Origin of the sequence: Novosphingobium rosa NBRC 15208 (assembly GCF_001598555.1) — a bacterium.
Taxonomy (GTDB): domain Bacteria; phylum Pseudomonadota; class Alphaproteobacteria; order Sphingomonadales; family Sphingomonadaceae; genus Novosphingobium; species Novosphingobium rosa.
The window spans coordinates 1-11,437 of the sequence record NZ_BCZE01000053.1; the positions used below are offsets into that span (position 1 = coordinate 1).

An 11,437-nucleotide genomic window follows, 5' to 3' on the forward strand; every position below is an offset into this window, starting at 1 on the left:
CGGTGCTGGCAACCATGATGATCTCGTTTCCTCACGCTTGGCCCGGCCTCTTGCCCTTGCCGTGTGGCCGACCTTGTGCGTCAGGCGGGCGGCCAGCACAACCGGCAGCTTGCCCCTTGCGATTCCTTGCCTTGCTCGACCAAAGCCGACTTCGTGCCCGGGAAAAAACCGTGTATGACAAGCCGATGACCGGCCAGATTCACGAGTCAAACACCATCGCGCCCCAGCCCAAGGTTTCGGCGCGCCCACGCTCTGCCCGCGCGGGCCGGATCGAGAGCGCGGTGAGCGCCGCCCAGCCCCGGCGCCGCGATGCCGTGCAACGGCGTGAGGCGCTGATCAGCGCCGCGGCGGAATGTTTCGAGACGCGCGGCTATTCGGTGCCGCTGGAGGAAATCGCCGATCTGGCAGGCGTCGGTCGCGGCACGCTCTACCGCAATTTCCGCGACCGCGTGGCGCTGGCGCTGGCCATTTTCGAGCGCGAGATCGACGATCTGAACCCCGATCATGAACGCAATCTGCCGCTGGATCAGGCCTTGCGCTCCATGGTGTTTCGCGGCGCGCGCATGTCCTCGCTCTTCACCCGCATGGCCGCCGAGGTGGAGCTGACCGATGCCCAGCTCGCCGATTTCAAGGCGCTGGGCCAGCGCGCTCAGGTGGCGATGGAGCCGCTGGTCCGCCGCGCCCATGCCGCCGGCCAATTGCGCAAGGACATCGGCCCGCCCGAGGTGCTGACCGCCGTGCGCATGCTGGGCGCCCTGTGCAAGACGATCAAATCCGACGAGGATATGGAGGCCCATATCGATCTGGGCCTCAATCTGCTGATGAAGGGTTTGGGGCCGCGCTGAAGCTTATGCCTGCCAGCGCCTAGTCATGCCAACCCAGGCCCAGAGCCTTGTTCACCGCAATAAAGTCCAGCGTCAGATCGGCATTGGCCTGCGCCAGCGAGAGCCCGGCCTGAAGGCGCGCATTCTCACGCCCGATCTGCTCCAGCCCCGAGGCCGTGCCCGCCGCGACACGCTGCGCGCCCAAGGCCTCGTCACGCTGCGCCGCGGCCTCGCCCTGCGCCAGATGCGCCAGACGCTGGCGCGCCGCGCCAAAGCGCGACAGGCTGCTCTCGGCATCCTCCAGAGCTTTGAGCACAGCGCTGCGGTATTGCGCCTCGGCGGTGTCGCGCTGGGCTTCGGACTGGCGCAGCACGGCATGGGCCTTGCCCCAATCCAGCCCCGACCATTTCAGCTGAGGCAACAGGCCCCACGCTCCCATCGAGGGATCGACCAGATCGCCCAGCTTGCTGCCGCCCAGCCCCAGAATGCCGGTAAAGCTGATGTTCGGCAGCAGCTTGGCCTTGTTGACGCCGATCTGCGCCGTGCTGGCGGCCAGCGCCCTTTCGGCCACGCGCACATCGGGCCGCTGCGCGATCAGCCGCGCCGGATCGCCGATGGCCACCTGAGCGGGCAGCGTGGGGATCGGCTGCGCCGCGCCAAGCTGCGCGTCCAGCGCGCCGGGCGCCTGGCCGGTCAGCACCGCCAGCTGGTTCATCGCCACCTCGGCCTGGGCCTGCAAGGGCGCGCCCTGCGCCAGCGTGGATTGCAGATCGGCTTGCGCGCGCTCGACATCCTGCTGGGTGGCGGTGCCCGCGGCCTGCCGCTGTTTCGTCAGATCCAGCGCATGGCTCTGGCGTTCGGCCAGCGCCACCAGCAGCGCCTTGCGGGTCTGGGCATCGCGCAAGTTGACATAGGCCTGCGCCACCTGCGCCGAAAGGCTGACCTGCGTATCGGCAAGGCTGGCCTGCCGCTGGCCGATGGTGGCGCGCGCCGCCTCATTGTTGCGGCGGTCCGCGCCCCACAGATCGGGCTCCCATGAGGCGGTCGCGCCCAGATTGTAGAAGGTGAAACTGGTGCGGTCGCCGCTGCCGCTGATCGGCGGAATGTCGAGATGAGCCGCCATGAAGCTGGGCGCCACGGTGGGCAGACCTGCCGCCTGGCGCTGGCGCAGAATGGCGCTCGCCTCACGGATGCGGGCCTGCGCCTCATCGATGGAGGGGTTATGCGCCAGCGCCGCGTCGATCAGCGCGGAAAGCTGGGGGTCGTTCAGGGGCTCCCACCAGCGGGCCAGAGCCGGGCCTGACGTGACCGCATCATCGCCGCGCGCAAAGGCCGGATTGGCCAGAGCGGCGGAAGATTTGGGCGGCCCGGCATAGTTCGGCCCCACAGTGCAAGCGGTTAATCCCAGCGGCAGAACCATGGCGAAAGGAAGGAAACGCATTGTCATGACGGGCCTCAATGCATCGGCGCGCTGGGCGCGGCATCGCTGGGGAAAGGGCGAAGGAACAGGACCAGCGGCAGCACGATCAGCGTGCCGACCCCCATGATCCAGAAGATATCGTTGAAGGTCATCACCAGCGCCTGCGCCTGAATCTGCTGCTCCAGTTGAGGCACGGCGCGGGTGATCCCGCCCAGCGAGGCCACCTTGGCCTGCACCAGATGGCCATTGGCGTTGAGCGTTTCCTCGATGCGGCGGGCGTGGAACCATGAGCGCTGATCCTGCACGATGGCGATGCCCGCCAGCGCGAAGCTGCCCCCCAGATTCCGGAAGGCGTTGAACAACCCCGAGGCATCGCCCGAATCCTCACGCGAGACCGAGCGCACGCAGGCCTGACTCAGGAACAGCATGCCCAGAATCTGCCCGAAACCGCGCATCAGCTGCGAGGCGACAAAATCCCCGCCATCCGAAACAATGGTGAGATCGGTGTCGAACAGCGCCGAGGTGCCCATGATCAGCAACCCCGTCGCCACCGCGATCCGCACATCGATGCGTTTTAGCAGGATCGGCACGATGGCCATCATGAACAGGCTGGGGATGCCCGAAAGCAGCACGATCTTGCCCGATTGCAAGGCGTTATAGCCCGAAATCAGCGCCAGAAACTGCGGGATCGCATAGGAGGTGCCATAAAGCACCACGCCCAGCACGATGCCCATCAGCGCCACCGCCCCGAACTGCCGGTCAGCCAGTAGCCGCAGTTTGATGACCGGGCGTTTCGCCGTGAACTGGCCGATGGCGATGCTGATAAAACCGGTGGCCGAGACCACCGCCATCCAGCGGATCACATCCGAGGCGAACCATTGCTCACGCTGGCCCTCTTCCAGCAGCACGGTCAACCCGCCCAGTCCCAGCGCCAGCCCGAGGATGCCGAACCAGTCGGCCTCCTTGAACTGGTCGAGATGGCTCTTTTCATGCGGCAGGCCGATGATCAGCAGCGCCAGCAACGCAATGCAGACCGGCAGGTTGAGGAAAAAGGCATAGTGCCAACTGACATTCTCCGTCAGCCAGCCCCCGATCAAGGGCCCCATCACCGGCCCCATGATCGCCGTAACGCCAAAGGCGGCGATGCCGATGGGTTGCTGGCTGCGCGGCAAACGCATGGCAATGATGGTCTGCGCGGTGGGGATCAGCGCCCCGCCGGTAAAGCCCTGCCCCACGCGGCCGATGATCATCTGCGGCAGCGTGCCCGCCATGCCGCACATCATCGAAAAGAGCGTAAAAAGACTCGCGGCGATCAGCAGAAAGGTGCGCAGCCCCAGCACCCGCTGGAACCATGCGGCCAGCGGGATGATGACGATTTCCGCCACCAGATAGCTGGTCGCCACCCAGGTGCCCTCGGTGCCGGACGCGCCGATTTCGCCCTGAATGGTGGGCAGCGCGGAGTTGACGATCGAAATGTCGAGCGTCGCCATCAGCGCGCCCAGGGTGCCCGCCGCCACGGCGAGCCATGCGGTCAGATCCGCCTTTTCGGGCGGCGGCGGCGGATGGGGCAGGTCGCCGACCATGGCTTAGCGCGCCTCATCCTTGGCAGCTTTGGTGTTGACGATGGTCGTCACCGACAGGCCCGGCACCAGCAGGCGGCGGGTGGCGGCATCGGCATCGATGCGGATGCGCACCGGCACGCGCTGCACGATCTTGGTGAAATTGCCCGTGGCATTGCTGGGCGGGATCAGCGAGAACTGCGCCCCCGTGCCCGGCGCCATGCTTTCCACCGTGCCATTGACGGCGCGGCCACCCAGCGCATCGACCTTGATCTTCACCGGCTGACCGGGGCGCATCAGCTCTAGCTGGGTTTCCTTGAAATTGGCGGTGACGTAGATCTTGCTCAGCGGCACCAGCGTCATCAGGCGGGTGCCCGCCTGCACATACTGGCCCGGGGTGACGGTCTTGTCGCCGATGCGGCCATCCTCGCTGGCGCGGATCAGCGTGGCGTCGACATCGACATTCGCCGCCGCCAGCTGAGCCTTGCCGCCCGCGCCCTGCGCCTTGGCCTGCTCGATCTGCGCCTGAAGCGAGGCGATCTTGCGCTGCTGGCCCAGAATGGCGGCCTGCTGCGCGCGCACCTGCGCCGCCGACTGCTGGGCATTGCTGCGCAATTGCGCCAGCTGCTGGCCCTGTTCCGCGCCGCTGGCCACCAGCGGCGTGTAGCGGCGCACCTGCTCGGCATCATAGGCGGCCTTGGCCTGCGCCACGACCAGCTGCGCGCGCGCCTGCTCGATGGCGGCTTCCTGCTCGCCTATCCCGGCCTTGGCGCTAGCGATCAGCGCATCGGCCACCTCGATCTGCGCCGAGGCCTGCGAGGATTTCGCCTGGAAATCGCGGGCATCGATGCGCACCAGCGGCGTGCCCGCCTTCACATCCTGATTGTCCGTCACCAGCACCTGGGCGACGTAACCGGCGATGCGCGGCGAGACGACCACCGAATCGACCTGAATCGTCGCGTCATTGGTGTCTTCGAGATATTTGCCGGTGGTTTCGTAATTGACCAGCCAGATGCCGCCGCCAACCAGCGCCGTCACGCCCAGAACCGAGAGAATCAGCCGCGCACGGCCCGCCTTGGCCGGCGTTTCGGCCTCCTCGGGGGCAGGGGTCTGGGCGGGGGAGGAAGGCTCGCTCATCGCTCTCTCTCAATCTCTTGGCAGCAGTGTGGCAGGCCGTGTCCTTCGGCCATGGGCATCCGCAGGAGCGGCTGACCGGACGCACCCATAAACGGACACTTTGTCCGCTTCCACCAAAAAATGCATAGGAGCACGAAAAGAGGGCGCGCAGGCGCAAGGGTTTGGCAGGGGCAGGATGCCCCCTGCTCAAACCTCCAAGCGGTTGTTTTGATCCCGCGAAAGGCGGTGTCAGCCTTGCGCCTCGGCCAGTTCGCGCACGAGCAGGGCGACGAGATCTGCGGCGGGCAAGGCACGCGCCAGCGGAGCCCCCTGCCCGGCCCATTGCGCGGCAAAACCGCTTTCGCCTTGCGCCTTGGCGGCGGCGTTCAAGGCTTTTCCGGCGTCATAGGTGCGGGGGTAATCGGGAGGCTGCAGCCCACCCAGCGTGGCCTCCAAAGCGGTAAAGCGGTTGGGCAAACTGCGCGCGATCCGGCCCGAGATCAGCCTTGTGAACACAGTATGCCCCGCCCCCGGCCCGGCCAGAGCCGCGCGAAACGCCGCATCGGCGGCGCTTTCCGGGCAGGGCACGAAAGCGGTGCCCAGTTGCGCGGCGACAGCGCCCAGCTTCAGCGCGGCGGCGATCCCCGCGCCATCCATGATCCCGCCCGCCGCGATCACCGGCAAGCGCCCCTGTGCCACCAGCAGCCGGGTCAGCGCCAGCGTGCCGAGCCGGTCGTCCTGCGCGCGGGGATCGAAGATGCCGCGATGGCCACCCGCCTCGATGCCCTGCGCCACCACCGCATCGACGCCGGCATCGGCCACCGCCAGCGCCTCGGCGGGGCTGGTGGCGCAGGCCAGAAGCACGATGCCCGCCGCTTTCAGCGCCGCGATCGCTTCCGCCGAGGGCAGGCCGAAATGGAAGCTGACCACCGAGGGGCGCGCCTCCAGCAGCAGGGCCAGCATGGCGGGATCGTCGGCAAAGCTGGTGTAGATGGTGGAAAGCTGCGCGGGCGGCTGCGCGCCGAACTCCGCAAAACCGGGGGCCAGAGCCTGCAGCCACGCCGCCTCCCGCGCGGGATCGGCCTGCGGCGTGGCATGGACGAAGAGATTGACGTTGAACGGCCGCCTGGTCAGCGCGCGGGCCTTGGCGATCATCGCGCTGGCGCCCGCGGCATCGGTCGCGCCCACCGCAATCGAGCCCAGAGCGCTCGCGTTGCTGACCGCCGCCGCCATCTCCGGCGTGGAAACACCGGCCATCGGCGCCTGCACCAGAGGAAGCGTCACGCCAAGCTGATCGAGGAAACTCATGGGCCATCCTTTCCTGCGGCAGTCTTTTTTCCTGCCTAGCCCGCCCCCGGCAAGGCAGCAATTGGACAGAGGTCGATCCCCACCTTCAAGAAAGCCGCATTTCCCGCTATGGGCGCGCCATGACCGAGCCCCTGCTGACCGTTGCCGCACTCTATCAGTTCGCGCCCTTTGCCGATTGCGCCGCCCTGCGCGCGCCCTTGCAGGCGCTGTGCGACGAACAAGGCATCAAGGGCACGCTGCTGCTGGCGCCGGAGGGGATCAACGGCACCGTCGCGGGCGCGGATCAGGCCATCGCGCATCTGCTGCAGCATATCCGCGCCCTTCCGGGCTGCGCCGGGCTGGATGTGAAGTTCTCCACCGCGCCCGCCATGCCCTTTCACCGCATGAAGGTGCGCATCAAGCGCGAGATCGTCACCATGGGCCAGCCCGACATCGATCCGCTGGCCAGCGTGGGCACCTATGTCGAGCCGCGGGACTGGAACGCGCTGATCGCCGATCCCGGCACCATCGTGATCGACACGCGCAACGATTACGAAGTGGCCGTGGGCACTTTCGCGGGCGCCATCGATCCGCAGACCCGCAGCTTCAGCGAATTTCCCGCATGGTTCCGGCAGCAGCGCGAAAAGCTGCTGGGCGCCGTTCAAACTGGGGGCAAACCGCCCAAGGTGGCGATGTTCTGCACCGGCGGCATCCGCTGCGAAAAATCCACCGCCTTCCTGAAAGCCGAAGGGGTGGAGGAAGTCTATCACCTCAAGGGCGGCATCCTCAACTATCTGGAACAGGTGCCGGAAACCGACAGCCTGTGGCAAGGCGAATGCTTCGTCTTCGACCAGCGCGTCACCATCGGCCACGGGCTGGCGCAGGGCAGCCACCTGCTCTGCCACGCCTGCCGCCGCCCGATCACGCAGGACGACACCGCCTCGCCGCTCTATGAGGAGGGCGTCAGCTGCCCGGCCTGCCACGGCGAGCGCACCGATGCCCAGCGCGCCTCCTACCGCGAAAGGCACAAGCAGGAGGCGCTGGCCGCCCGGCGCGGGGAGGCCCATCTGGGCGCGCGCCACGATCTGCGCCACGGAAGCGACATGCCCTCCTGATAGCTCCATGCCTGCGCTGCAAAAAACCGATGGCCGGATCGCGCTCTGATGCGTTCCTCTCTCGTTGGTTCACGGCAAGGAGGAACAGGCATGAGCGTTGAACATAAGGTCGCGGTGCTGGTCGGCAGCCTGCGCAAGGAGTCGATCAACCGCAAGCTGGCTCACGCCTTCATCGAGCTGGCGCCCGCCGAACTGCAGCTCTCCATCGTGGAGATCGGCGACCTGCCGCTCTACAATCAGGATCTGGACGACACACCCCCCGCCCCATGGACCCGCTTCCGCGACGAGATCGCGCAGGCCCGCGGCGTGCTGTTCATCACCCCCGAATACAACCGCTCGGTGCCCGGCGTGCTGAAGAACGCCATCGACATCGGCTCGCGCCCCTATGGCCACAGCGTGTGGAACGGCAAGCCCGGCGCGGTGATCACCGCCTCGCCCGGCGGGATCGGCGGCTTTGGCGCCAACCACCATCTGCGCCAGTCCCTGGTCTTCCTCAACGTGCCCGCCATGCAGCAGCCCGAGGCCTATCTGGGCCATGCCGACCAGTTGCTCGACGCGCAGGGCAAGGTCAGCAGCGAGGGCAACCGCAAGTTCCTCACCAGCATCATCGAGGCCTTCGCGCACTGGGTGGACATCCACCACTACTGAGCATCGTGCGAAAAAGTGGGCGCCGGTTTTTCGCAAAAACGATGCGACAACAAAAATCTGGGGCGATGCATGTTTCATGCATCATGCATCCCCCAGCCGGAACAAGCGGGGTCGATGGCTCGTTGTCCTTGCATGAAACCCGGCTTTTGGGCGCGATGCCCTTTACCGCCATAAAAAGGGAACGAGCCATGCCCCGCCAGATCGATCCAACCGAAGAAGACAACAGCGAACAGCGCGACGAAGGCCAGGCACAGGATGTCGCCCAGGACGCCCTCGAGCGCCAGACAGGCCTCTATGAGGACAGCGGCAAGGGCGACGAAAACGATCCCACCGAGATCCTGCCCGACGACGTGCCCGATCTGATCGACACCATGAACCAGATGATCAGCAGCGGCCAGATCGACAATGGCGCTTATGCCGGTGAGCCCGTCCATGACGACGAGGAAGGGTTTCTGGGCAACACCGATAGCGATGAGGATGATGAGTAGGCGATTGAAGGGAGAGACGATGCGAGGGCCATAAGCGTGCGCTTGTCGCACGCGACGAGCGTTGGCGCCCTCGCGCTCCCTTTAAGGCCTGCCCTGCGTACAACCCATCCGGCTGGCCATCGGCTGGATGCGCGTTCACAGGGTTTCCGGACCTGCTTGCTGGCGTTCCGGCCGAGGAGGAATGGCTCAATCCTGCCGCACATCGCCGACCAGAGCCCCCGTCATGCCGACAAGCTGCTGCGCCGTGGTGCGAAAGACATGCGCCGGGGAACCGGCCGCCGCCCAGAGCGGATCGAGCGACAGCAGGTCGCGGTCAATCACCGTGGTCACCTCACCGATATGGCCGACCGGCGCGACGCCTCCCACCGCAAAGCCCGTCTGTGCCCGCACCCATTCGGGATCGGCGTTTTTGACAGGCTGGCCCGTGATCGCGGCGACTTTTTTCCTGTCGATGCGGTTGGTCCCCGAAGCGATCACCAGCACCACATCGTCTCCGGCGCGAAAGACGATGGATTTCGCGATCTGCGCCACACAGCAATCGATGGCTCTGGCCGCATCCGCCGCACTATGCGTGCCGGCTGGAAATTCGACGATGGTGTCGTCATGCCCCGCCCTGAGCAAGGCCTGGCGCACGGCATCGATCATGCTGGTTCCTCCATACGAAAGCGATTGCAGAGGGTTATAACCCTTTGCCCGCCGGAGGCATCCTATTTCGCCGCTGACAAGACAAGCCGGATGATCGCCACCATCCCGCCGCAACTGCGGTTCTCCAGGGCGACCTCGGCGCGGAACAGCTTGGCCTGAGCCCGCGCGATGGTCAGCCCCAGACCGGTGCCGCCCGTGGCGCGCGACCGGCTCTGCTCCCCGCGCGCGAAGGGCTGGAACATGCGCTCCAGATCGCCTTCGGGGATGCCGGGGCCTTCGTCGGAGATGCGGATTTCCAGCTGCCCGGGCGCGGCGATGCAGTCGATCCGCGCCGATCCGCCATAGTTCACGGCATTCTCGACCAGATTGGTGACGCAGCGGGTCATGGCGTCGATCTTGATGGGGATGGCGAGGCCACAGGTCTTGCCGATCTCCACCTCGGCGCCCAGCTCCATGGCGTCCTCGGCGATACTGGCCAGCAGGGAATCGATGTCCACGGTGGACCATGGCTCGCGGTTGTCGGAGCTGCGGGCCAGATCGAGGCCGTCGCGCACGATGGACTGCATGATCGTCAGATCGGCGCTGAGCTGCGCACGGATCGCGGTGTCCGCCACCTCGTCCAGCCGCAGTTGCAGGCGGGTGAGCGGGGTTTGCAGATCGTGGCTGATGGCGGCCAGCATGCCGGTGCGCTCGCGGTGCCCCTCGCTGACGCGCTGCTGCATCAGATTGAAGGTGGCGATGGCTGTGCGCACCTCGCTGGGGCCGGTTTCGGCGAGCAGATGCGGTTCCTCGCCCAGCGAAAAGGCCTCGGTGGCGCGGGTCAGCTGGCGCAGCGGGCGGATGGCGACATAGGCCGCCAGCGTGGCCAGCAAAGCGCTCAGCACCACGATCAGCGCCAGATAGAGCGGATCATACAGCGTCTGACTGACGTTGAGATAGCGCGGCAGCACCACAGCCAGCATGCGCGGATGCCCGCGCGGGTCATCGAACCGCACCAGCCAGCAGGTCGGCACGCCGGGCCAGACGAACTGCATCTCCGGATCGTTGCGGTTACGCGGGAAGCAGTATTCATTGGGCTTGGCCTGCGCCAGAGCATGGGCGCGGGGGCCCAGCCGCGTGACCAGCAACTGGGTCAGCCGGGGGCTGGGCCGGTCGATGGTCCAGCCGGGTTGAGGCGTGAGGATATGGCGCACAAGGCCCGCCGCCAGCAGCTTCTCGGTGTCCTCGGGCCGCGCGCCCAGCTGGTTGGAGATGTCCTCCACCGTGGAGGCCACGCTGGCCATGCGCAGATCGTTGAGATTGCGGCGGTGCGCCTCCTGCGCCACCATCAGCGCGGCGGTGGCGACCAGCGCCATGCCGCCGGTCAGCAGCAGCACCATCCGCCCGGCCAGCGAGGCCCAGAGGCGCGAGGCCCAGAAGCGGGCCCCCCCATCCCTGAAAGCCCTCAGGCCCATTCAAAGCTGACGGTGCTGGCGAAGACATAACCCTCATTGCGCACGGTGACGATCAGGCCCTCATCCGCCCCTGCCGCCACCAGCTTCTGGCGCAGGCGGCTGATCTGCAGCACGATCGAGCGGTCCACCGCCACCGTCGCCTTGCGCTCGGGCAGCAGCAGTTCTTTCGACAGCACGCGGTTGGGCATCTCGATAAAGCGCTCGAGCAGGCGGAATTCGGCGGAAGAGAGGATCACCAGATGGCCATCGGGCGCCACCAGCCGCCGCCCGATCAGATCGAGCCGCCAGTTGCCAAAGATCGCATAACGCGCCCCGCGCGGACGCCCCCCGGCGGGCATGGCGGCAAAACGGTGCAGCAGCTTGCGCACGCGGGCCAGCAGCTCGCGGAAATCAAAGGGTTTGGTGAGGTAATCGTCGGCGCCCAGTTCAAGGCCCAGCACGCGGTCGCTGGTGCTGTCACGCGCCGTGACCATGATGATCGCCCCGGCATAGCCCTGCGCCCGCAATTGCGCGCACAGCGCCAGCCCGTCGCCATCGGGCAGGTTCAAGTCCAGCACGATCAGGTCGATCTGCTGGCTGCCCACGATCTGGCGCACCTGCGCCACATTGCCCGCCGTGCTGACATGGAAATGCTCACGCCCGAAGCGCTGGGCCATCATGCCGCGGATATCCTCATCGTCATCGGCGACGAGAATGCTCTCTCCCTGTTGTTCGGCACCTTCCTGCATGCTTGGCCTATAACCCGCCTGCGCCAAGCCTGTCACGCCGCGCCCCCGGCTTTGAGATGTTTTGAGACATTTCAAGATGCGCCGCAATATGCCGAGACGCACTGATCCTAGGCCCCATCGCCGCGCGCGCCTAGCCTGACGGCACGATGACAA

Annotated in this window: 11 protein-coding genes; 4 read left to right on the forward strand and 7 right to left on the reverse strand. The window is 66.6% G+C overall.

Features of this window, described 5'->3' with window-relative positions:
* Positions 1-170: 170 nt before the first annotated feature.
* The gene (locus SR3_RS19255; RefSeq protein ID WP_068089922.1) at positions 171-845 is read left to right on the forward strand and encodes a TetR/AcrR family transcriptional regulator; all 675 of its coding nucleotides are present in this window, start codon (positions 171-173) and stop codon (positions 843-845) included.
* Between the two features lie 19 nt (positions 846-864).
* Here SR3_RS19255 and SR3_RS19260 read toward each other — a convergent pair whose 3' ends face one another.
* The 4 genes from SR3_RS19260 to SR3_RS19275 form a co-directional block, all read right to left on the reverse strand.
* Entirely contained in the window at positions 865-2,271 is a 1,407-nt protein-coding gene (locus tag SR3_RS19260; protein ID WP_245653996.1) for an efflux transporter outer membrane subunit, read from the reverse strand.
* Positions 2,272-2,279: 8 nt separating this feature from the next.
* Entirely contained in the window at positions 2,280-3,827 is a 1,548-nt protein-coding gene (locus tag SR3_RS19265) for an MDR family MFS transporter (protein WP_068089924.1), read from the reverse strand.
* 3 nt (positions 3,828-3,830) lie between these two features.
* Positions 3,831-4,940, reverse strand: coding sequence for an HlyD family secretion protein (locus SR3_RS19270; RefSeq protein ID WP_068089925.1), 1,110 nt, complete (start codon positions 4,938-4,940; stop codon positions 3,831-3,833).
* Between the two features lie 228 nt (positions 4,941-5,168).
* Positions 5,169-6,227 carry an NAD(P)H-dependent flavin oxidoreductase gene (locus SR3_RS19275; protein ID WP_068089926.1) on the reverse strand — a complete coding sequence of 353 codons (1,059 nt, stop codon included), beginning with the start codon at positions 6,225-6,227 and terminating at the stop codon, positions 5,169-5,171.
* Positions 6,228-6,346: 119 nt separating this feature from the next.
* Between SR3_RS19275 and trhO the strand changes: the two genes are divergently transcribed.
* The 3 genes from trhO (at position 6,347) to SR3_RS19290 (ending at position 8,457) form a co-directional block, all read left to right on the forward strand.
* A complete protein-coding gene (trhO, locus tag SR3_RS19280) occupies positions 6,347-7,321 on the forward strand; it encodes an oxygen-dependent tRNA uridine(34) hydroxylase TrhO (RefSeq protein ID WP_068089927.1) in 975 nt (324 codons plus the stop codon).
* Positions 7,322-7,411: 90 nt separating this feature from the next.
* Positions 7,412-7,969: an NADPH-dependent FMN reductase gene (locus tag SR3_RS19285; protein WP_068089928.1), complete on the forward strand. Its 558-nt coding sequence runs from the start codon at positions 7,412-7,414 to the stop codon at positions 7,967-7,969.
* Positions 7,970-8,157: 188 nt separating this feature from the next.
* Positions 8,158-8,457 (forward strand): hypothetical protein, encoded by a 300-nt coding sequence (locus tag SR3_RS19290; protein ID WP_068089929.1) that lies wholly within the window; start codon positions 8,158-8,160, stop codon positions 8,455-8,457.
* Positions 8,458-8,643: 186 nt separating this feature from the next.
* Here the strand turns inward: SR3_RS19290 and SR3_RS19295 are convergent, their stop codons facing one another.
* From SR3_RS19295 to SR3_RS19305, 3 genes are all read right to left on the reverse strand, one after another.
* Positions 8,644-9,102 (reverse strand): YbaK/EbsC family protein, encoded by a 459-nt coding sequence (locus SR3_RS19295; protein ID WP_068089930.1) that lies wholly within the window; start codon positions 9,100-9,102, stop codon positions 8,644-8,646.
* A gap of 62 nt (positions 9,103-9,164) precedes the next feature.
* Positions 9,165-10,556: an ATP-binding protein gene (locus SR3_RS19300; RefSeq protein WP_068089931.1), complete on the reverse strand. Its 1,392-nt coding sequence runs from the start codon at positions 10,554-10,556 to the stop codon at positions 9,165-9,167.
* Positions 10,547-11,284, reverse strand: coding sequence for a response regulator transcription factor (locus SR3_RS19305; RefSeq protein WP_068089932.1), 738 nt, complete (start codon positions 11,282-11,284; stop codon positions 10,547-10,549). Before SR3_RS19305 ends, SR3_RS19300 begins: the two co-directional genes overlap by 10 nt.
* Positions 11,285-11,437 lie beyond the last annotated feature (153 nt).

What these genes read in the sequence shown, in the direction of transcription:
- SR3_RS19260 (WP_245653996.1), bottom strand. Translation starts at nt 2,271, where the DNA reads ATGACAATGCGTTTCCTTCCTTTCGCCATGGTTCTGCCGCTGGGATTA.
- SR3_RS19265 (WP_068089924.1), bottom strand. Translation starts at nt 3,827, where the DNA reads ATGGTCGGCGACCTGCCCCATCCGCCGCCGCCGCCCGAAAAGGCGGAT.
- SR3_RS19270 (WP_068089925.1), bottom strand. Translation starts at nt 4,940, where the DNA reads ATGAGCGAGCCTTCCTCCCCCGCCCAGACCCCTGCCCCCGAGGAGGCC.
- SR3_RS19275 (WP_068089926.1), bottom strand. Translation starts at nt 6,227, where the DNA reads ATGAGTTTCCTCGATCAGCTTGGCGTGACGCTTCCTCTGGTGCAGGCG.
- trhO (WP_068089927.1), top strand. Translation starts at nt 6,347, where the DNA reads ATGACCGAGCCCCTGCTGACCGTTGCCGCACTCTATCAGTTCGCGCCC.
- SR3_RS19285 (WP_068089928.1), top strand. Translation starts at nt 7,412, where the DNA reads ATGAGCGTTGAACATAAGGTCGCGGTGCTGGTCGGCAGCCTGCGCAAG.
- SR3_RS19290 (WP_068089929.1), top strand. Translation starts at nt 8,158, where the DNA reads ATGCCCCGCCAGATCGATCCAACCGAAGAAGACAACAGCGAACAGCGC.
- SR3_RS19295 (WP_068089930.1), bottom strand. Translation starts at nt 9,102, where the DNA reads ATGATCGATGCCGTGCGCCAGGCCTTGCTCAGGGCGGGGCATGACGAC.
- SR3_RS19300 (WP_068089931.1), bottom strand. Translation starts at nt 10,556, where the DNA reads ATGGGCCTGAGGGCTTTCAGGGATGGGGGGGCCCGCTTCTGGGCCTCG.
- SR3_RS19305 (WP_068089932.1), bottom strand. Translation starts at nt 11,284, where the DNA reads ATGCAGGAAGGTGCCGAACAACAGGGAGAGAGCATTCTCGTCGCCGAT.